Source organism: Robertkochia marina (assembly GCF_004799345.1).
Classification (GTDB): domain Bacteria; phylum Bacteroidota; class Bacteroidia; order Flavobacteriales; family Flavobacteriaceae; genus Robertkochia; species Robertkochia marina.
In genome coordinates this window covers 922,486-941,554 of sequence record NZ_SSMC01000001.1, presented here as the reverse complement: position 1 = coordinate 941,554, position 19,069 = coordinate 922,486, and the positions used below count along the sequence as shown (strand labels likewise).

Sequence of the window (19,069 nt, the reverse complement as noted above, 5' to 3'; positions counted from 1 at the left end):
GTCAGGCTCTACGTTTAAAATACCCTAATAATTTTTTTACATAGCTCTCATCTACACGTGAGCTCAAAGCTCCCGCACCACTCTTACTGAAAGCACTTTTAAAATATTCTACTCTTTCATTATAATCGTTCTCATAGGCCTTTCTGACAGCCCTGGAGGTAGTATCCACCAGGCAAATCTCCCCTGTCTCGGCATCCTTCATATTCACCACTCCTAAATTAGGCATGGTTTCTTCCCTCTTATCATAAACCCTGATACCGGTTATATCGTGTTTGTTTGCGGTGATCTTTAAACTGTTTTCGTATCCCTGAGAGATAAAATCAGACAACATAAAAATTATGGCCTTCTTCTTGGTTACCCTTGAAACGAACTGAAGGGCATTATCAATATTGGTTCGTTTACTGCCGGGGGTAAACTCTATCAATTCACGAATGATACGCAGCACATGAAACCTGCCTTTCTTGGGCGGAATATAGAGCTCTACCTCATCAGAAAAAAGTACCAGCCCGATCTTGTCATTGTTCTGTAAAGCTGAAAAAGCCAGGGTAGCAGCGATCTCTGTAATCACTTCCCGCTTGAACTGACCTGTAGAACCAAACAGCTCTGAACCACTCACATCGACCATCAGGATCATCGTAAGCTCGCGTTCTTCCTCAAACACTTTTACATAAGGCTCATTGTATCTGGCGGTAACATTCCAGTCAATAGACCGAACATCATCACCAAATTGATACTGACGAACTTCACTAAAGGTCATTCCCCGACCCTTAAAGGTAGAATGGTACTCACCCCCGAAGACATGATCGCTCAGTCGACGGGTTTTGATCTCGATCTTCCTAACTTTTTTGAGTATTTCTTTGGTATCCATATTCAGGGTTGAATCAACTGACTAAGGTGTTTTTCAGGGTTCGGATTTCGATCTCTGTCTATGGCACCTCTATAGCGTTGACCACCTTATTGATAAGGTCTTCTGAACTGATATTTTCTGCTTCGGCTTCGTAAGTAATTCCAATACGATGTCTGAGAACATCCATTACAACCGCTCTGACATCTTCAGGAACAACATAACCGCGACGCTTTATGAAAGCATAACATTTTGCTGCGGTGGCGAGGTTAATACTACCACGAGGAGATGCTCCAAAACTGATCAACGGCTTTAACTCTGACAGGCCGTATTTTTCGGGATAACGTGTAGCAAATATGATATCCAGAATATATTTTTCGATCTTCTCATCCATGTACACTTCTCTTACAGCAGCCTGTGCATTCAGGATCTGCTCCAGAGTTACCACGGGCTTCACCTCTGCAAAACCGCCTTTCAGGTTTGCTCTCACGATCATCTGTTCTTCATCAAGCTTTGGATAATCAATAACGGTTTTAAGCATGAAACGGTCTACCTGAGCCTCTGGCAGCGGATAAGTTCCTTCCTGCTCTACAGGGTTTTGGGTAGCCATTACAAGGAATGGCTTATCCAGCTTAAAAGTTTCGTCTCCAATGGTCACCTGCTTTTCCTGCATAGCCTCCAGAAGAGCAGACTGCACTTTGGCAGGCGCCCTGTTAATCTCATCCGCCAATACAAAGTTGGCGAAAATAGGACCTTTCTTGATGGAAAAGTCATTTTCCTTGATATTATATATCAGGGTTCCGATAACGTCGGCAGGCAGAAGATCTGGTGTAAACTGTATCCTGCTGAAACTTCCGTGAACAGCTCTTGAAAGTGTATTGATAGCCAGCGTCTTCGCAAGTCCGGGCACACCTTCAAGCAATATATGCCCTTGCCCCAGCAAACCGATAAGCAATCGCTCCACCATATGTTTCTGGCCAACGATCACCTTGGTCATTTCTTTTGTCAATACATCAACAAAAGCACTGTCAGCAGCGATTTTTTCATTGATCTGACTGATATCAATAGTACTTTCTTGCTCCATATGTTAATTTTTTGAAAATTGAATATAATACCACTTCCTCTAGCACGCAAATTGAAAATTAATCTCCGCTCTTGTTGTTAACAATTGGTTAAAAATAAAAAGAGCGGCCTGTGTTTAGGCCACTCTTAGTATTTTTTTAGCAGAAATTAACGCTACTATAGGGCTATAGCTCCAAGATCGATATAATTAACCTCTCCTTCGGCTACCTCAACTGTTTGTGTAGTTGCCGTAGCTCCTTCTTCATCAGGAGTGATCTCCAGTGAATAGCTACCAACAGGTACGTTATAGAAAGTGAAGCCTCCGTCAGTGCTGTAAACAGCTTCGTATTCGGTCATGTTCTCATCTGTTCCGGTCACTAATTTAGCTGTAAAAGCCGCAAACGGCATGTCTTCTTTGGTTACTTTACCAAAAACATTATAGCCATCAGTTAGCTCAGGCAGAAGGATGGTCTCAAGAACAGTGGTTTCTCCGTTCGTTACCGTTACTCCTGTAGCAACAGCGTTAGCATAACCTTGTGTTGGGTCCGGAGCTACCATCAGATCATAGGTTCCACCGGGAACTCCATAAAGGAAAAAGTTTCCGCCCTCATCAGTGTAGGCGCTTATACCTTGACCTTCAACGCTAACTTTTACGTCGAATCCTACAGGCTCAACCTTACCGGAAATGATCCCGGAAGTAGCAACAGAGCTCGCATGAATTACCGGCTTAAGACTCTTAATACCGGAAGCACCTGCAATGACTACAGACGCGTCCACATCAAAGTCAAGAACGATGTTATAAGTGTATCCTGCCTCCACGGTTTCATTCAATAGAATCTTTAATCCGGATTGCTGTGAGCTTGGTGTTTTTAGTGCATGTTGTTCTCCATCAATAACTACAGAATTCTCTTCTCCTAAAACCAGTCTCACCTGGCCTAGTTTTCCTGCAGGCAATTCCACATCGGCTAAAAGCACGTTTTCACCACCGGTAAGTTTTAAAAGGTCATAAACTCCGGTATTCACATTCTCCAGACTCACCCATCCTGATTCAGGGTCTTCAGAAGGGTTGATCATCACATCCTGTACATCAACGTACACGTGATCATAGTCTCCGGGTGCATCGGTTAGTCGCACGGTTAATCGTGCCGTATCAGACAATTTGGTATCGTCCTGATCACTACAGCTTACCGTAGCTCCGGTTAAAACGAACAACGCCAAGGCGTTGCGTAAGAATTTGTTTAGCATAACTATAGGTAATTTATTAAAAATTAAGGGTTTAATACTATATACGTTGGATAACGCATTTTGGATCATTTTATTTTCAGAAGATGTTGTAAAGTGATATCACAACCTTGTTTCAGATCCATGAAGCAGATAGGCAAACCTACATAATTTCGAGAGCTTTTAAAAGCGATTTTAACAAGTATTAACCGCAAAGGAAGGCTATTAATTGCTTATTGGTTAACTTGCTTTTAAAAAAGAAAAACACATGAAGTTTTCCAAGATTATTGCCGGAACCATGACATGGGGTAAATGGGGTAAAGACCTATCCACTGCGCAGATGTCAGAGTTGATCAAATACTGCTTTGACAACGGGATCACCACCTTTGATCACGCTGATATTTATGGAGGCTATACCACAGAAGCCGCCTTTGGGCAGGCGTTTAAGAAAAGTGGTGTGAACCGGGATTCGGTTGAATTTATAAGTAAGTGCGGTATCCAATATATGGCTGAGACCAGGAATAACAAGGTAAAGCACTATGACCTGTCTGAAAAATACATCATCAGCAGTGTAGAACAGAGCCTGAAGCACCTGCACACCGATCATCTTGACCTGCTCTTACTGCACCGCCCAAGTCCGCTCATGCATCCCGATGAGATCGCAGCTGCCTCACAAAAATTAAAAGAACAAGGGAAGATCAAAGCGCTGGGAGTTTCAAACTTTACTCCTTCCCAGACCGATCTTGTTCGATCGAAGACAGAAGTGGCCGCCAATCAGATCCAATTTTCTGCCACTCATTTTGAGAGTATGCTTAACGGCGACCTTGACCACATGATGCTTCACAAGATACAGCCAATGGCCTGGAGTCCATTAGGGGTTCTTTTTAAGGAAGACACCCCCCAGACAACCCGGTTAAAAACCCTCATGTTCGATCTCATAGAAAAATATACTGCTACTGCAGATCAGCTGCTGCTTGCCTGGATCATGAAACATCCTGCGGGTATCATTCCGGTGATAGGAACCACAAATACCGAACGTATTGCCAATTCCATAAAAGCCACCGAGATCGATCTTGACCTGGAAGACTGGTTTGAGATCCAGGTTGCAAGCCAGGGGCATAAAGTACCATAACAAAACCCAACAACTATGAAAACTGCAATGATAACAGGTGCCACCAGCGGCATCGGAAAAGCCATCGCTTATGAGTTCGGAAAACAGGGCTTGAGACTTATTCTTTGCGGCCGCCGGAGCGAACGGCTGGAAGAGCTCAAAAAGGAACTTTCTGCCATCACCGAAGTCACCACCCTCCGGTTTGATGTAAGAGACCGGGAGAAGGTATTGGAAGCCGTCAGTTCGTTGGACGACTCTTTTTCAACCATCGATATTCTGGTAAACAATGCAGGGAACGCTCACGGCCTGGACCCTATTGATGAGGGCAACCCGGATGACTGGGATGCCATGATGGATATTAACGTGAAAGGACTCTTGTATGTAACCCATGCGGTTTTACCTAAGATGAAAGCCCAAAAAAGCGGGCAGATCATTAATATCGGTTCTACCGCCGGGAAGGAAGTGTATCCGAAAGGCAATGTATACTGCGCCAGCAAGCATGCCGTTGATGCGATCAACCAGGGCATGCGGTTAGACCTGAATGGAACCAACATCCGCGTTGGTGCCATAAATCCGGGCTTGGTAGAAACCGAGTTCAGCGAGGTCCGCTTTAAAGGCGATAAGGAAAAAGCATCAAAGGTGTATGAAGGCTATACCCCCTTAAGTCCGGAGGATGTAGCTGAGATCGCCTGGTTTATGGTATCCAGACCTCCCCACGTTAACATTGCCGACCTGGTAGTTATGTGTACCGATCAGGCAAGCAGCACCATAGTGAACAAGAATCCTTAAATTTATAATTACCCCATAAACCCTGCATTTAAAGCCTTCGAGTGCGTGAAAAGCGCCAATTCTTCAACGCCATGATCAATAAACGTTTACTTATCAAAAATCTACTGGCTCATAATGATGAGAACAGTTTTTATGATAAAAAACGAAAATTAAACATTGGCGACAAAGAGGGTAAGGCAAAGTTTATAAAGCATGTATGTGCGCTTGCCAATTCAAATCCGGAAAACAACTCCTACATCGTTGTGGGCATAGAAGATGAAGATAACAGTATTGTAGGCGTTGACTTTTTTGATGACAGTAAGATCCAGAACCTGGTTAATGCCTACATACAAAACCCACCTATTATCACCTATGAAAACATTCCCTTTCCCAATCTCCCTGAAGACAAGGTGGTGGGACTGGTTACCATACGCTCCGAAGGTAAACTCTGTGCCCTGAAAAAAAATATATGGAAATATTGGGGTGGCTCTGTGTTCTTCAGAGATGGAAGCATGAGCATGCCCAAGGTATTTGACATTGAGATGAAGGATATCAATTCGGCCATTGTGGCCGAGATTGAACAACACGCAAGAAACAACATAGAATTAACCCTTGACGGGGTGGTCGATTTTATAAATCACCGCCATCCCGACCTGGAATCATCTTACAAGGTATTTAAAGAGCAATTTGTGGTTTGTTGGGCCGGGCAAACAAAAAATGTCAAAGGCAAAACCTACTATTCCCGTTTAGATATCGAATTGATCAACGAGCAGGTACGTCTTTTTTATTCTGCCCTTGATGAGGTAGAGATCCATTTTGATGCCAACAGCTTTACCACTACCGAATATGTAAAACTGGGATTACAGCAACATAAAAAGTTTTACCCTCTTGAACGGATGACCATTACTTTTAAGGATAACGGCACGTACAGAATTCACAGCAAATTACTTTTTGAGCCTCCGGAGTACGATAAAAAAATGCTGTACCATATTTTCAACACCAACAACACCATTCTTGAAAAATTAAAAAAGAAAACCGAACTCTCTTCCAAAGACTTTAAAGACCTGGAACAGTTACCGGCCACCCATCTTATTTGTTATCTGAATGGTTTTGAAGGTGCCAAACAAATGCTGGAAGATTATAAGGAATATGTCAGAGCGGCCGATCAAAAGGTTTATCAGTCACTAAAAGAGGCTTTGAGAATCTTAAGAAAGGTACGTTATAATTAATTCACCCCGAGGTCTGCCTCATAAGGTAATGCGGGTATGGCTCCGAAAGCAGTGGTGGTATGAGCGCCCGCCCGGTTGGCAAGCATTACAACATTACTCATTCGGTCAAAATCACGAATCAGAGACACAGGGTCACCGGAACGGGATAATTGCCATAAAACGCAACCCACAAAAGCATCACCGGCTCCCGTGGTATCCTTAGCTTCTACCGCAACTGAGCCTATTGTGGTATTTTGCTCTCCTACGCTCAGATAAGTACCCTGTTCACCAAGGGTTACCGTGATACAGAAAACCCCTAATTGATGTATAAAACGGCACGCTCCCTCCAGGGTTTCACTTCCGGTGATCAGCCTGGCTTCTTCAAGACTTAATTTTGCGAAATGGGCGCTTTTTAAATAGTAGATACACTGATCAATAAAGTAGTCTCTCCCCTCTTTCCAAAGGTCGGTTCGGTAATTAGGGTCAAAACTTATCAGACAGCCTGCAGCCCTGGCTTCTCTGAGATACTGGCGATAGGCAGTTTCAAGTTTTCCCCCTAAGAAACAGGTTGCAGCACCAAAGTGAACCACCTGTCCTCCAAAGACAGAAACCAGTTGAGGGTCGTATTTCAGTTCTCTATCTGCCCCCCTATTGAAAACAAAGTCCCGTTCTCCGGTATGATCTAATGAAACAAAGGCCAGGGTGGTAAAATGCTCTACCTGTTGAGCATGAGCTACATCAACCCCCTCCTCCTGAAGACAATGCAATAAAAAACTTCCGAAGGGATCCCGGCCAACAGCGCCTACAAATACGGCCTTGCCACCGAGTCTGCTTACAGCCGCCGCTACATTGGCAGGAGCACCCCCGGGCTTCTTTGAAAAGACAGTGGCATTTTCCAGGTTAGTGCCTTGGGATTCGGCTACAAAATCGATCAGGATCTCTCCGATACAAAACACCTTTTTCATGACAACTCATCAGATTTGGTTCTCTATTAAAGATAGCGAATTGGGTTCTATTGGCGAAGGTTATATAAAAGTTATCTGTGAGCTCACTATCTTTGAAGATTAAACGCAATTATTATGGGTGCAAGAACTTTGGTCATCGGAGATATTCACGGAGGATTAAAGGCCCTGGAGCAAGTTATAGAACGCGCTGCGGTTACCCCGGATGATAAACTCATATTCCTGGGAGATTATGTAGATGGATGGAGTGATGTTCCGGGGGTCATGGACCATCTTATCAGCCTGCGAAGCAGCCATGATTGCGTATTCATCAGGGGAAATCATGATCAGTTGTTTTTAAAATGGCTGGAAACGGGAGAAGAGAACCCTATGTGGCTGCAGCACGGCGGACAGGCAACTGTTGATGCCTACCGGGATCTGCCAGACTCAAGAACAACCCTTCACCGCCAATTTCTTGAACAACTTGACAACTACCACCTGGACGGCTCCAACAGACTCTTTGTACACGCCGGCTTTACTAATCTTCATGGAGTTACCCGTGAATATTTCACTGATATGCTGTTTTGGGACCGATCACTATGGGAGATGGCCCTGGCACTGGATCCCGACCTAAGTCCTGACGACCCCTTTTACCCCGAGCGCCTTACCCACTATCATGAAATTTACATCGGTCATACCCCAACAACACGTATCGGAAAAACCACCCCGGTAAACAAAGCCACCATATGGAATTTAGATACAGGCGCCGCCTATAAAAGTCCGTTAACAATTATGGATGTCGCTACAAAGGAATTCTGGCAAAGCGATAATGTTCATACGCTTTACCCTGAAGAGAATGGTCGAAATGGATAAGGCAAAAGTCATTTAAAGCAAAAAAGCCTTCCGTAAATGGAAGGCTTTTATTTTTTGAGGTCGTTCTGCTTACAGATCGAACTTTATACCCTGAGCTAAAGGAAGCTCAGTGGTGTAATTAATGGTATTGGTTTGTCTTCTCATATAGATCTTCCAGGCATCAGACCCACTTTCACGACCACCCCCGGTCTCCTTTTCTCCACCAAAGGCACCTCCGATCTCTGCACCACTGGTACCAATGTTCACATTGGCGATCCCGCAATCGGAACCTGCAGCAGAAAGAAAACGCTCTGCCTCTCTCAGGTTGGTGGTCATAATGGCAGATGATAATCCTTGTACAACCCCATTCTGCAATTCAATGGCATTTTCAACATCTCCTGAATATTTCATCAGATAGAGTATGGGTGCAAAGGTTTCTTCCTGAACAATATCCCAGTGATTTTCAGCTTCGGCAATGGCAGGCTTGACGTAGCAACCGCTTTCAAATCCTTCCCCTTCAAGAACACCTCCCTCAACAAGAATATTACCGCCATGCTTCTTAACCTGGTCAAGGGCATTTAAATAATTACTCACAGCATCCTTATCTATAAGCGGTCCTACATGGTTATTCTGATCAAGAGGATTTCCAATCTTTAATTGTTTATAAGCATCAGTAATAGCCTCCTTAACCTGATCGTAAACATCTTCGTGAACGATCAATCTTCGGGTAGAGGTACAGCGTTGACCACAGGTACCCACAGCACCAAATACCGCCCCGATCACGGTCATTTTTATATCGGCATCAGGAGTTACAATAATAGCGTTGTTTCCACCCAACTCCAGCAGGGATTTTCCTAATCTTTTGGCCACTTCCTGTGCTACGATCTTACCCATTCTGATAGATCCGGTAGCTGAGATCAGAGGTACGCGCTTATCGCTGGTAAGCCATTCACCAACCTTGTAATTACCATTGATCAAACAGGAGATCCCTTCGGGAAGATCGTTCTTTTTCAACACTCGTGCGATCAGGTTCTGACAAGCTACAGCCGTAAGCGGAGTTTTTTCTGAAGGCTTCCAGATACACACATCACCACAAACCCATGCCAGGGCCGTATTCCATGACCAAACGGCCACAGGAAAGTTAAAGGCAGAGATAATACCCACGATACCTAACGGATGGTATTGCTCATACATTCTGTGCCCCGGTCTTTCTGAATGCATGGTCAAACCGTGAAGCTGACGCGATAAGCCCACTGCAAAATCACAGATGTCGATCATCTCCTGTACTTCTCCATACCCTTCCTGCAGGGATTTACCCATTTCGTAAGATACCAGTTTTCCAAGAGGTTCCTTAAACGCTCTCAATTCTTCTCCAAACTGACGTACAATCTCACCACGTTGAGGAGCAGGCATCGTTCGCCACTGCTTAAAAGCAGCTCCGGCAGTAGCCACTACTTTTTCATAGTCCTCCTTATTGGTTTGACGCACTTTTCCGATCACCTGATCATCCACCGGCGAAACTGACTCGATCAGCTCACCTTCTCCAAACCAATGCGATCCGGTAGAAGTACCTTCATTTATCTCTTTAACCCCCAGTTTTTCCAGGGCTTCTCGAATTCCATAATCTTCTAAAGTAATTGACATTATTTAACTATTTGGGTGTTTTTTGTTATGAATATCACAAATGTACAAAGATTTAATACTTTTGCCCACTGTCTTAAGTACAATTCCTATTCAGCGTCTTCAGCAACAAATCTTTTATCAACAGGCATTACATGACCACATTGGTCACAGGTTCTAAGTGCTTCCGAACCGTAGAATTTTTTGAAATGCCCGAGAAAGTCCTTTTCAATATCGTGTAAAGGAAAATACACTTCGTACAGCTTATTATTGCAATGGTCACAAAACCAAAGCAACCCGTCTTTTCCTGACTCAGCAGTACGCTTACGTTCAACCACCAGCCCTACGGAGCCTTCCTTTCTAACCGGAGAATGCGGTATACCTGCAGGGTGAAGATACATATCTCCCGGCCCCAGCTTCATGGTTTTCTTATTCCCTTCGTCCTGTATGTGTACTTCGATCTCTCCTTCCAACTGGTAAAAGAGTTCTTCGGTTTCATTGTAATGGTAGTCTTTCCGTGCATTCGGACCGGCTACGACCATAACGATATAATCTTTGGATTCTTTATAAAGGTTTTTGTTTCCCACAGGGGGTTTAAGAAGCTCTCTGTTCTCTTCAAGCCACTTATGTAAATTAAAAGGTGGGCTAACTGACATAGCGTTTTATTTTTTCGGTTTCTAAAATTAAGAAATGCAGGCCGATTGAAGGGTTAAAACATTATCAAAATACTACGCTTGAATGTTTCCGCCGGGATCTATGATCACTCACCGGCTGTTTTGAAGAAGAGTTGGGTGTAATACACCTGTCCGTCTTTAGTGCTTACCACTGCCACAGCAGTATGGGTATAATCGCCCACTATATTTGCCAGGTGTCCCGGGCTTTCTCGCCAGCCCTTAAGCGTTTCGAAGGGATCCGGATAATTTCTGGAGAGGTTTTCTGCAACCAATACGGCGTTCACCTCAGCGGCCAGCTGTTCTGCCCGTTGTTGAAAATTATCGTGGGTTAACTTACCCGTTCCGGCCATATAGACAGCATGTTCAAAGGCCAGATCATAGGCCTTTTCATTATATTTCAGTATACCAAGGTTAAGTGAACTTCTAAAGTCATTCACCAGGTTCAACGTCTGAGATTCCAATTGCTTTTCAGCAACCACCTCCCCGACAGCCCTTGGCGCGGGGGCTTCCAATCCTTCATTATTGCAAGAAACCAACACCCCCCCAAGGAATATGGTCATCATTAAAAAAACATTCTTCATTACCTGCCCGAATTAACAAGCCATGATCAGAGAGGGAGCATTGTTAAAATAAACGGGGCCTTAAATGAAATGGGGTGTAGAAAAACTTAAAGGAAAGAGGCAAATAAAAACCTCTTAAAAAAACAGGAGGTTCTTTTTTAATTCTTTTCGAATCACCTAAATTTAAACGCTTTTAATCAAAATCTAACAGAACTCCATGAAATTTGTCAAAATTTTCGTCCTAATGCTATTGTTCCTGAATTGCAAACCTTCAACCGAGGAACAGAGTACCACGAACACTGCTGAAGATACAGCTGCAACCACAGAACAGGAGCCTCCAATTGGTATTGTAATCCATGGTGGAGCCGGAACCATTTTAAAAGAAAACATGACTCCTGAACAGGAGGAGGCTTACCAGGCCAAACTAAAAGAAGCAGTAACTGCCGGATACGAAGTGTTAAAGAACGGCGGGGAGAGTCTCGATGCGGTCATCGCGGCCATTCAGATCATGGAGGAATCTCCATTATTCAACGCCGGAGTTGGAGCTGTTTTTACCCACGAAGGCAAAAACGAACTTGACGCCTCGATCATGAACGGGAAAGACCTCAATGCCGGAGCTGTTTCCGGGGTAAGCACGGTAAAAAGCCCTATTCAATTAGCCAGAACCATCATGGAAGAATCAGAGCATGTAATGCTTTCAGGAGCAGGCGCCGAAACCTTTGCCCAACAGCAAGGGCTTGAGATCGTATCTCCTGATTATTTCTACACTGAAAATCGCATGCGGTCATTAGAAAGGGCAATTGAAAGAGAAAAAGTAGAACTGGACCACGACGGACAAGCAGCCTTTTATGATCCCTACATTAAAAATTCCAAATACGGTACCGTGGGTTGTGTGGCCTTGGATAAGAACGGAAACCTTGCGGCAGGAACCTCAACAGGAGGTATGACCAATAAAAGATATAACAGAATTGGTGACGCCCCGATCATCGGAGCAGGTACCTATGCCAACAATAAGAGCTGTGCCGTATCTTCTACCGGATGGGGTGAATACTTTATCAGAGGAGTCGTTGCCTACGACATTGCAGCTAAAATGGAATACCAGAATAAATCGGTTGCCGACGCTTCTAAAGAGGTTATTCAGGATAAACTAACCGAGATGGGTGGTACAGGAGGTATCATTGCCATTGACAAAAACGGAGAGATCTCTATGGAGTTCAACACTCCGGGAATGTACCGGGCGAGCATCGATGCCAATGAAGAGCTTTACATAGGCATTTACGAAGAGTAAAACATCATGATACCCGGCCTAGCAGCCGGGTATCTTTTTGAAAATAAAGGGGTTTCCAGTATCTTTAAGGAAAACCCGTACACCTATGAAACAAGAGTATATCGTTGCCCTCGATCAGGGTACGACGAGCTCTAGAGCCTTGCTGGTAGACCTCAACGGTCGTATTGCCGGCATGAAACAAAAAGAATTCAAGCAATACTTTCCCGAGCCCGGATGGGTCGAACATGACCCTGAAGAGATCATCAGTTCTCAGATCGAGGTTCTCAAGGACCTGATCTCCGACCGGCAGATTCATCCCGATCAGATCAAAACCATCGGTATCACCAACCAAAGAGAAACGGTTGTGGTTTGGAACAAACTTACCGGTAAACCTATCTACAACGCCATTGTATGGCAGGACTCCCGCACAGCATCTATCTGTGAATCTTTAAAGAACCAAGGGCTCTCCGACTACGTATCCGAAAACACCGGTCTTCTCATTGACTCTTATTTTTCGGGAACCAAGATCAGATGGATCCTCGATAATGTAGAAGGAGCCCGGGAAGAGGCCGAAGCCGGAAACCTGTGTTTTGGGACTATTGACACCTGGCTCATACAGCGTCTTACCATACAACAGCAACATCTTACAGACCTGACCAATGCCTCCCGTACCATGTTATTTAATATCCGGGACCTGTGTTGGGACAGCAAGCTCTTTGAAGCCCTGGAGATCCCCAAAAGTATGGCTCCTGAGGTTTTACCCTCAGCAGCGCATTTTGGTGATATTGAGATTGACGGCAAACCCATTCCTGTCATGGGTATAGCAGGAGATCAGCAGGCAGCCCTGTTCGGCCAGGGATGTTTTACGGCCGGAGAAGCCAAAAACACCTATGGTACGGGTTGCTTTATGCTCATGAATACCGGGAAGAAGATCAAAAGATCAAAAAATGGATTGATCACCACCATTGCCTGGGGTCTTGACAACGAGGTCTATTACGCCCTGGAAGGTAGTATTTTTGTAGCCGGGGCCGCCGTGCAGTGGTTAAGAGATGAATTGAAGTTTTTTGAAGACGCCGCTGAGTCAGAGCCGATAGCTCTTGAATTAAAAAAAGAGAATCCGGTTTATGTGGTCCCTGCCTTTGCAGGCCTGGGCGCCCCTTACTGGGATATGTATGCCAGAGGTGCCATTTTCGGATTGACCAGAGACACCGGGATACCTCATATAACCCGGGCTACCCTTGACAGCCTCGCCTATCAAACTCGAGACATTCTCGATGCCATGCAGAAGGATGCTCAAACCGAATTGACCGAACTCAAAGTTGATGGAGGCGCCAGTTCCAATAATTACCTGATGCAATTCCAGGCCGATATTCTGAACAACGAAGTTATACGCCATCAAAGCGTTGAGAGCACCGCTTTGGGGGCGGCCTCTCTGGCCGCATACGCTTCCGGCATCTGGACCCTGGAGGAGATCAGAGAACTTAAAACCATTGAGCGGGTATTTACCCCGAATATGAGTCACGAACAACGCAGCAAGCGCTATACCGGCTGGAAAAAAGCGGTGGGCAGATCTCGACAATGGCTTGAAGAACATGAAAACGCAGACAAGAAACTATGAAACCATTTTCAAATATCAATCGGACAGAACATCTTTCAAGGCTGGAAGAGGCGTCATACGATCTGATCGTTATTGGCGGTGGTATTACCGGCGCAGGTATTCTTTTAGATGCAGCTTCAAGAGGAATGAAAACCCTGTTACTGGAAATGGGTGATTTTGCCTCGGGAACCAGCAGTAAATCGACCAAGCTTATTCATGGAGGATTGCGATACCTGAAACAATTCGATTTCTGGCTGGTCAAGGAGGTAGGTTCTGAAAGGGCCATCGTACATCAGCTGGCTCCTCACCTGGTGATCCCTGAAAAAATGCTTTTACCCCTTATAGAGAATGGGTCCTACGGAAAGTGGCTTACCTCTATCGGACTGAAGGTATATGACATTTTAGCCCAGGTAGAAGGAGATGATCAAAGACGGATGCTGGAGAAGGAAGAAGCCCTGGAAAAAGAACCCCTGCTACCTGAAAAACTATTAAAGGGAGCAGGCTACTACGCCGAATACAGAACCGATGATGCCCGGTTAACCCTGGAGATCATTAAAACGGCATTGAACTATGAAGCTGAAGCGATAAACTATATGAAGGTCACCGAATTTACCTATAAAGATGAGAAGGTTAGCGGGGTCATCGCTAAAGATGAGGTTACGGGAAAAAGTATTAACATCAGGTCTGATTACATCATAAATGCCACAGGGCCGTGGGTAGACGAGCTGAGAAGCCTGAACAATTCTAAAAAGGGAAAACAGCTTCACCTCACCAAAGGAGTTCATGTGGTATTTCCATATGAAAAGCTGCCGGTAAAGCAATCGGTCTACTTCGATGTTCCTGATGGCAGGATGATCTTTGCCATTCCAAGGGGGCGTGTTACCTACGTGGGCACCACAGACACCAATTACAATGACCAGAAAGAGCAAGTACATACTGATATTGCCGATGCCATCTACCTGATCTCAGCGGTAAACAATATGTTTCCTTCCATCAACCTCGAAATGGAAGATATTATTTCGAGCTGGGCCGGCTTACGTCCGCTTATTCATGAAGAAGGAAAGTCACCAACAGAACTCAGCCGTAAAGACGAGATCTTTACCTCCGACAGCGGACTTGTCAGTATTGCCGGTGGTAAGCTGACAGGATATAGAAAAATGGCTGAAAGGGTGGTTGACCGAATTGCTGAAAAATACCGGGAAAGCAGGGAGCAGGAATTCAACCCCTGCATTACCGACAGCATTGACCTGTGCGGAGGGCCCTGGAAAAAAGGATACAAAGAGGTTTTGCAATATGAAAAAGACCTGTTACAGGAATTGGAAAAGGACGGTTTCGACGCAAAAGATGCACGTTACCTGGTGCATAATTATGGCAGGCAAACCGATCAATTGTTAGACATATACAGGTCTATCGATCAAGGCAGTCCTAAAGAACGAATGATCAGGGCAGAATTTCAATTTGCTTGCGAACATGAAATGATCTTAAATGTGTTCGATTTCTTTATTCGCCGTACGGGTAGAATGTACTTCTATATAGACAGCGTGCGCGAGTGGCTGGAGGTGATCCTAAAAGATTATGGGGAAAAGTTTGATATAGATCCGGAACAACTCGATGACGAAAGATCAGATCTTCTTCACGCCATAGAAGAACATTCAAATTTTAGTTTTGACCGGGTTTAATCTAACTTCTCGGTAAGCTTTTTGAATACAGGCATAGGGTCTTTCCCCTCATAGAGCACCTGATACACCGCATCAAGAATAGGGGTCCTTGATTTGCGCTTGTAGTCTTTGGCGAGCTTATAAGCACTCTTGGTAGCATAATACCCCTCAGCGATCATATTCATCTCCATCATGGCGCTCTTCACCGTATACCCTTTCCCGATCATATTCCCGAACATTCGGTTCCTGGAAAAAACAGAGTACCCGGTTACCAAAAGATCCCCGAGGTAAGCACTGTTATTGATATTGCGCTTCATTTTATGAATTCGCTTTATAAAGCGCCTTGTTTCACGGATGGCGTTACTCATTAAAACAGCCTGAAAATTATCTCCGTAACCCAGACCGTGGGCTATGCCCGCTGCTATGGCATAGATATTTTTTAAAACTGCTGCATACTCCGTCCCAATAATATCATCGGTGATCTTGGTTTTGATATAATCACTTCTCAGATACCCGGCAACGGTCTCTGCCTTTTCACGGTCAAAGCAGGCAACGGTAATATAGGAAAGACGCTCTAATGCCACTTCTTCTGCATGACAGGGCCCGGTGATCACGCCGATAGACTCTAAGGGCACCTGATAGTGCTCATTAAAATATTCTCCGACTATCTGCCCCGTTTCCGGTACAATTCCCTTAATGGCAGAAAAAACGATCTTGTCGCTTAATGGCAGATTAAGTGCCTCCAGTTCCTTCTTTAAAAAAGCACTTGGAATGGCAAAGATGAGTATATCTGCCCAGGCGACGATCTCATTGATATCATTGCTTAGTTTTAACTGCTCTGTATGAAATTCAACTGAACTGAGGTAATTCGGATTATGCTGTTGATTCAGCAAGTGTTCCTTGGCGTAAACACTACGCATATACCAGCCGATCTCATCGAGATTCTCGCTTAACATCTTTACAATTGCGGTGGCCCAGCTTCCTCCTCCGAAAACAGCCACTTTTGCCTTGTTATCCATACCTGTTCATTTCGAAAAATCTTCCCAAAAATAAAGGATATAATTCAATTCAGATACCGTCTTCATCATCATTTTGGCATGATGGTTGAAAGGTTGTAAATACAAACCCGAAATTCAGGCCTGCATAATGCTGTGCCCTCGTATGGTGAACTTGCCCATTCCTGTTCATCCATGCAGCCGGGATAAAACTTTAACACATGATTATGACATGAAGGACAATGAATTTTTCAAAAGCAGCGTTCTGTATAATAAAACTATCAAATTGTTTCCGCCGCCCGGGAGTCTTTTCTGATCTAAAAGGTCTAAAAGACATGAGATCTTCAATCATCCGGTTGATTGGATGAAATCAACAGGAGCTGTTTGAGAACACCGTAGTGAGTTCCTGAACTTGAAGGTAAAGACGGAAAAACTGCTCCGAAGTTTTGGAATAATTTAGTTAGTTGATTTTTTGGTTGGTTATTTAGTTGGAGAACCGTTCTTCCTGTTTTGGAAGGGCGGTTCTTTTTTTGAGTTTGCCAACCCTTGCTCAAGCTACGGTCGGTAAAAGGGATGAGTTTCAGGGACGAGTTTGGAGATTCAACCATTAACGGTAAAAGTTCATTTCATCGATATAGGCCCACACCGGTTCAGGAAGCATGGGGCGCACATCCTTACCCTGGGCAATAGCCTTTCTAATAAAAGTTGACGATAGCTCCATAACGGGGGCATCAACCTTATGAATTCGCTCATGGGTCATTGCCGGAGTCTTTTGCCGATCTCCGCTTATCCTTGGATACACATAAATATCGTGTCTTTGCAGAATCAGCTCGTGATTCTTCCATTTGTGAAAATGATCCAGGTTATCTTCTCCCATGATCAGGGCGAAGTTCAGGTCCGGGTATTTTTCTTCAAGTACCGCCAGGGTATTCACTGTATAGTTAGGCTGAGGCAGTCCAAACTCCACATCAGAAGGTTTTAGATGAGGGTAGTGTTCGGTAGCTCTGTAAACCAGCTCGAACCGATGGTGGTCTTCGAGCAATGTTCGTTTGTTCTTAAATGGGTTATGGGGGGTTACCACCATCCAAACCTCATCGAGATCACTAAACTCTGCCATATAATTGGCAATAACAAGATGCCCAATATGAATGGGGTTAAAGGTACCGAAATACAATCCTACCTTTTTCTTCATGGCGATCGCTAAGAGTTTTTTGTCTCCGAGGTACTTATTCCGATAAAGTCAGCTACCAGGTTATAGGCTTCCTGTTTAGCCGTGTCGAGGTCGTAATTTTTAATAATGGTATCGAACTGCGGTGCTGTAGCCAATTCAACAGAGGCTTTAGCAATGCGCATGTTTATACGGTCTTCGCTCTCTGTTTTACGTTTCTTCAAACGTCTTTTCAATTCATCAACGCTGGGTGGCTTTACAAAAACTGCAAGGGTTTCTTCCGGAAACTTCTTTTTTATACGCAGTCCGCCCGCAACATCAATATCAAAGATCACATTCTTGCCTTCAGCCCAAAGTCGCTCCACCTCCGATTTCAGGGTTCCGTAGAAGTTATCGCGGTACACCTCTTCCCATTCGAGAAAATCACCGGCTTTGATATGATCTTTAAACTCACGTGCAGATAGAAAGTAATAGTGTTGGCCGTGCTTTTCATCGCCCCTCGGCTCCCTGGAAGTGGCCGAGATAGAGAATGCCAGATTTAATTCCGGGTGCTTCAGTAAGTGTTTTACTATGGTCGTTTTTCCACTGCCTGAAGGGGCAGAAAAAATAATTAATTTGCCTCCTGATCGATGCTCCTCCATAAATCTCCTTATAATACGTTGAGTACTTGTTCTTTTATTTTTTCCAATTCATCTTTCATCTGTACCACCAGCTGTTGCATGGGAGCATAATTGGCTTTTGACCCGATGGTATTGATCTCCCTGCCGATCTCCTGGCAGATAAAGCCCAGCTTTTTTCCGTTGGAATCTTCCGAATTCAGACTCTCATCAAAATACTTAAGGTGATTCTCCAGGCGAACCTTCTCTTCTGTAATATCGAATTTTTCCAAATAGTAGATAAGCTCCTGTTCAAACCTGTTCTCGTCTACATTCTCCTTCAGGTCTGATACCGCATTTTGCAAACGAATACGAATGGCCTCAGTACGTTCCGGGTCAATGGCTTTTACCTGCTCCAGCAGGTCGGCGATAGCCGTCACACGGGCCTTAAAATCATTTTCCAGAGCCACCCCTTCCTGAGCACGAAACTCAGATATTTGATCCAGGGCCTCCTCGAGGGCTTCCAGGATCACTGCAAATTCTGACTCATCGATCTCATCTTTTTCAGTTTTAAGGGCATCGGGCATTCGCACAGCCATTTTCATCATCTCTACCTTCATGCTATCATCGACTATCTCCGGAAATACCTCCATCAACTGATGCACATATTCTTTAACAACGCCTTTATTGACCGCCGTAGATGTAGTTTCTCCGGTAATCTCGATATACAGGTTAAAATCAACCTTTCCCCGCATCATGCGATCGGCTATGAGTTTTCTCATAGACAGCTCCTTTTCCCTGTAATTGGAAGGTATCCTGGCATTCAGGTCTAATGATTTACTGTTTAACGACTTGATTTCAATGGTGATCTTTTTGGCGGGAAGCTGACGAACGCTCTTCCCGAAACCGGTCATAGAATGGATCATG

The 19,069-nt window shown here is 44.5% G+C and carries 18 protein-coding genes; 7 read left to right on the top strand and 11 right to left on the bottom strand.

Annotation, left to right across the window (positions count from 1 at the left end):
* Window position 1 precedes the first annotated feature (1 nt).
* From E7Z59_RS03860 to E7Z59_RS03850, 3 genes are all read right to left on the bottom strand, one after another.
* Window positions 2–868: a DUF58 domain-containing protein gene (locus E7Z59_RS03860; RefSeq protein ID WP_136334962.1), complete on the bottom strand. Its 867-nt coding sequence runs from the start codon at window positions 866–868 to the stop codon at window positions 2–4.
* A gap of 58 nt (window positions 869–926) precedes the next feature.
* Window positions 927–1,928, bottom strand: coding sequence for an AAA family ATPase (locus tag E7Z59_RS03855; RefSeq protein WP_136334961.1), 1,002 nt, complete (start codon window positions 1,926–1,928; stop codon window positions 927–929).
* Window positions 1,929–2,083: 155 nt separating this feature from the next.
* Window positions 2,084–3,151 carry a DUF4382 domain-containing protein gene (locus E7Z59_RS03850; protein ID WP_136334960.1) on the bottom strand — a complete coding sequence of 356 codons (1,068 nt, stop codon included), beginning with the start codon at window positions 3,149–3,151 and terminating at the stop codon, window positions 2,084–2,086.
* A 244-nt stretch (window positions 3,152–3,395) separates the two neighbouring features.
* Between E7Z59_RS03850 and E7Z59_RS03845 the strand changes: the two genes are divergently transcribed.
* The 3 genes from E7Z59_RS03845 (at window position 3,396) to E7Z59_RS03835 (ending at window position 6,235) form a co-directional block, all read left to right on the top strand.
* Window positions 3,396–4,259, top strand: a complete 864-nt coding sequence (locus tag E7Z59_RS03845; RefSeq protein WP_136334959.1) for an aldo/keto reductase — start codon at window positions 3,396–3,398, stop codon at window positions 4,257–4,259.
* 15 nt (window positions 4,260–4,274) lie between these two features.
* Entirely contained in the window at window positions 4,275–5,027 is a 753-nt protein-coding gene (locus tag E7Z59_RS03840) for an SDR family NAD(P)-dependent oxidoreductase (RefSeq protein WP_136334958.1), read from the top strand.
* Between the two features lie 71 nt (window positions 5,028–5,098).
* Entirely contained in the window at window positions 5,099–6,235 is a 1,137-nt protein-coding gene (locus E7Z59_RS03835; protein WP_136335507.1) for an ATP-binding protein, read from the top strand.
* Here E7Z59_RS03835 and E7Z59_RS03830 read toward each other — a convergent pair.
* Window positions 6,232–7,179 (bottom strand): carbohydrate kinase family protein, encoded by a 948-nt coding sequence (locus E7Z59_RS03830; protein WP_136334957.1) that lies wholly within the window; start codon window positions 7,177–7,179, stop codon window positions 6,232–6,234. The genes E7Z59_RS03835 and E7Z59_RS03830 overlap by 4 nt on opposite strands.
* Before the next feature lie 114 nt (window positions 7,180–7,293).
* Here E7Z59_RS03830 and E7Z59_RS03825 point away from each other — a divergent pair, with 114 nt between their 5' ends.
* On the top strand, window positions 7,294–8,028 hold the full coding sequence (locus E7Z59_RS03825; protein WP_136334956.1) for a metallophosphoesterase family protein: 735 nt from the start codon (window positions 7,294–7,296) through the stop codon (window positions 8,026–8,028).
* 69 nt (window positions 8,029–8,097) lie between these two features.
* Here the strand turns inward: E7Z59_RS03825 and amaB are convergent, their stop codons facing one another.
* The 3 genes from amaB to E7Z59_RS03810 form a co-directional block, all read right to left on the bottom strand.
* On the bottom strand, window positions 8,098–9,651 hold the full coding sequence (gene amaB / locus E7Z59_RS03820) for an L-piperidine-6-carboxylate dehydrogenase (protein ID WP_136334955.1): 1,554 nt from the start codon (window positions 9,649–9,651) through the stop codon (window positions 8,098–8,100).
* Between the two features lie 86 nt (window positions 9,652–9,737).
* A complete protein-coding gene (locus tag E7Z59_RS03815; RefSeq protein WP_136334954.1) occupies window positions 9,738–10,283 on the bottom strand; it encodes a 3-hydroxyanthranilate 3,4-dioxygenase in 546 nt (181 codons plus the stop codon).
* A gap of 104 nt (window positions 10,284–10,387) precedes the next feature.
* Window positions 10,388–10,882, bottom strand: coding sequence for a CAP domain-containing protein (locus E7Z59_RS03810; protein WP_136334953.1), 495 nt, complete (start codon window positions 10,880–10,882; stop codon window positions 10,388–10,390).
* Between the two features lie 223 nt (window positions 10,883–11,105).
* Here E7Z59_RS03810 and E7Z59_RS03805 point away from each other — a divergent pair, with 223 nt between their 5' ends.
* The 3 genes from E7Z59_RS03805 to E7Z59_RS03795 all read left to right on the top strand — a co-directional run bounded on the left by E7Z59_RS03805 (window position 11,106) and on the right by E7Z59_RS03795 (window position 15,404).
* Window positions 11,106–12,149 (top strand): isoaspartyl peptidase/L-asparaginase family protein, encoded by a 1,044-nt coding sequence (locus tag E7Z59_RS03805; RefSeq protein ID WP_242015578.1) that lies wholly within the window; start codon window positions 11,106–11,108, stop codon window positions 12,147–12,149.
* A gap of 85 nt (window positions 12,150–12,234) precedes the next feature.
* Window positions 12,235–13,746 (top strand): glycerol kinase GlpK, encoded by a 1,512-nt coding sequence (gene glpK / locus E7Z59_RS03800; RefSeq protein ID WP_136334951.1) that lies wholly within the window; start codon window positions 12,235–12,237, stop codon window positions 13,744–13,746.
* On the top strand, window positions 13,743–15,404 hold the full coding sequence (locus tag E7Z59_RS03795) for a glycerol-3-phosphate dehydrogenase/oxidase (protein WP_136334950.1): 1,662 nt from the start codon (window positions 13,743–13,745) through the stop codon (window positions 15,402–15,404). The genes glpK and E7Z59_RS03795 overlap by 4 nt, the downstream gene beginning before the upstream one ends.
* Here E7Z59_RS03795 and E7Z59_RS03790 read toward each other — a convergent pair.
* The 4 genes from E7Z59_RS03790 to E7Z59_RS03775 all read right to left on the bottom strand — a co-directional run bounded on the left by E7Z59_RS03790 (window position 15,401) and on the right by E7Z59_RS03775 (window position 19,068).
* The gene (locus tag E7Z59_RS03790; protein WP_136334949.1) at window positions 15,401–16,402 is read right to left on the bottom strand and encodes an NAD(P)H-dependent glycerol-3-phosphate dehydrogenase; all 1,002 of its coding nucleotides are present in this window, start codon (window positions 16,400–16,402) and stop codon (window positions 15,401–15,403) included. The two genes, E7Z59_RS03795 and E7Z59_RS03790, sit on opposite strands and share 4 nt — an antisense overlap.
* A gap of 583 nt (window positions 16,403–16,985) precedes the next feature.
* Window positions 16,986–17,570, bottom strand: a complete 585-nt coding sequence (gene nadD / locus E7Z59_RS03785) for a nicotinate (nicotinamide) nucleotide adenylyltransferase (protein ID WP_136334948.1) — start codon at window positions 17,568–17,570, stop codon at window positions 16,986–16,988.
* An 8-nt stretch (window positions 17,571–17,578) separates the two neighbouring features.
* Complete coding sequence (gmk, locus tag E7Z59_RS03780) at window positions 17,579–18,187, bottom strand: guanylate kinase (protein ID WP_136334947.1); 609 nt, start codon at window positions 18,185–18,187, stop codon at window positions 17,579–17,581.
* 8 nt (window positions 18,188–18,195) lie between these two features.
* Window positions 18,196–19,068 (bottom strand): YicC/YloC family endoribonuclease, encoded by an 873-nt coding sequence (locus E7Z59_RS03775; RefSeq protein WP_136334946.1) that lies wholly within the window; start codon window positions 19,066–19,068, stop codon window positions 18,196–18,198.
* Between the last annotated feature and the right edge of the window lies 1 nt (window position 19,069).

Excerpts from the sequence above, each read along its gene's own strand:
- amaB (WP_136334955.1), bottom strand. The coding sequence starts at position 9,651 with ATGTCAATTACTTTAGAAGATTATGGAATTCGAGAAGCCCTGGAAAAA.
- E7Z59_RS03790 (WP_136334949.1), bottom strand. The coding sequence starts at position 16,402 with ATGGATAACAAGGCAAAAGTGGCTGTTTTCGGAGGAGGAAGCTGGGCC.
- E7Z59_RS03805 (WP_242015578.1), top strand. The coding sequence starts at position 11,106 with ATGCTATTGTTCCTGAATTGCAAACCTTCAACCGAGGAACAGAGTACC.
- E7Z59_RS03845 (WP_136334959.1), top strand. The coding sequence starts at position 3,396 with ATGAAGTTTTCCAAGATTATTGCCGGAACCATGACATGGGGTAAATGG.
- E7Z59_RS03775 (WP_136334946.1), bottom strand. The coding sequence starts at position 19,068 with ATGATCCATTCTATGACCGGTTTCGGGAAGAGCGTTCGTCAGCTTCCC.
- E7Z59_RS03850 (WP_136334960.1), bottom strand. The coding sequence starts at position 3,151 with ATGCTAAACAAATTCTTACGCAACGCCTTGGCGTTGTTCGTTTTAACC.
- gmk (WP_136334947.1), bottom strand. The coding sequence starts at position 18,187 with ATGGAGGAGCATCGATCAGGAGGCAAATTAATTATTTTTTCTGCCCCT.
- E7Z59_RS03815 (WP_136334954.1), bottom strand. The coding sequence starts at position 10,283 with ATGTCAGTTAGCCCACCTTTTAATTTACATAAGTGGCTTGAAGAGAAC.
- E7Z59_RS03830 (WP_136334957.1), bottom strand. The coding sequence starts at position 7,179 with ATGAAAAAGGTGTTTTGTATCGGAGAGATCCTGATCGATTTTGTAGCC.
- glpK (WP_136334951.1), top strand. The coding sequence starts at position 12,235 with ATGAAACAAGAGTATATCGTTGCCCTCGATCAGGGTACGACGAGCTCT.
- E7Z59_RS03860 (WP_136334962.1), bottom strand. The coding sequence starts at position 868 with ATGGATACCAAAGAAATACTCAAAAAAGTTAGGAAGATCGAGATCAAA.
- E7Z59_RS03825 (WP_136334956.1), top strand. The coding sequence starts at position 7,294 with ATGGGTGCAAGAACTTTGGTCATCGGAGATATTCACGGAGGATTAAAG.
- E7Z59_RS03835 (WP_136335507.1), top strand. The coding sequence starts at position 5,099 with ATGATCAATAAACGTTTACTTATCAAAAATCTACTGGCTCATAATGAT.
- E7Z59_RS03855 (WP_136334961.1), bottom strand. The coding sequence starts at position 1,928 with ATGGAGCAAGAAAGTACTATTGATATCAGTCAGATCAATGAAAAAATC.
- E7Z59_RS03810 (WP_136334953.1), bottom strand. The coding sequence starts at position 10,882 with ATGAAGAATGTTTTTTTAATGATGACCATATTCCTTGGGGGGGTGTTG.
- E7Z59_RS03840 (WP_136334958.1), top strand. The coding sequence starts at position 4,275 with ATGAAAACTGCAATGATAACAGGTGCCACCAGCGGCATCGGAAAAGCC.
- nadD (WP_136334948.1), bottom strand. The coding sequence starts at position 17,570 with ATGAAGAAAAAGGTAGGATTGTATTTCGGTACCTTTAACCCCATTCAT.
- E7Z59_RS03795 (WP_136334950.1), top strand. The coding sequence starts at position 13,743 with ATGAAACCATTTTCAAATATCAATCGGACAGAACATCTTTCAAGGCTG.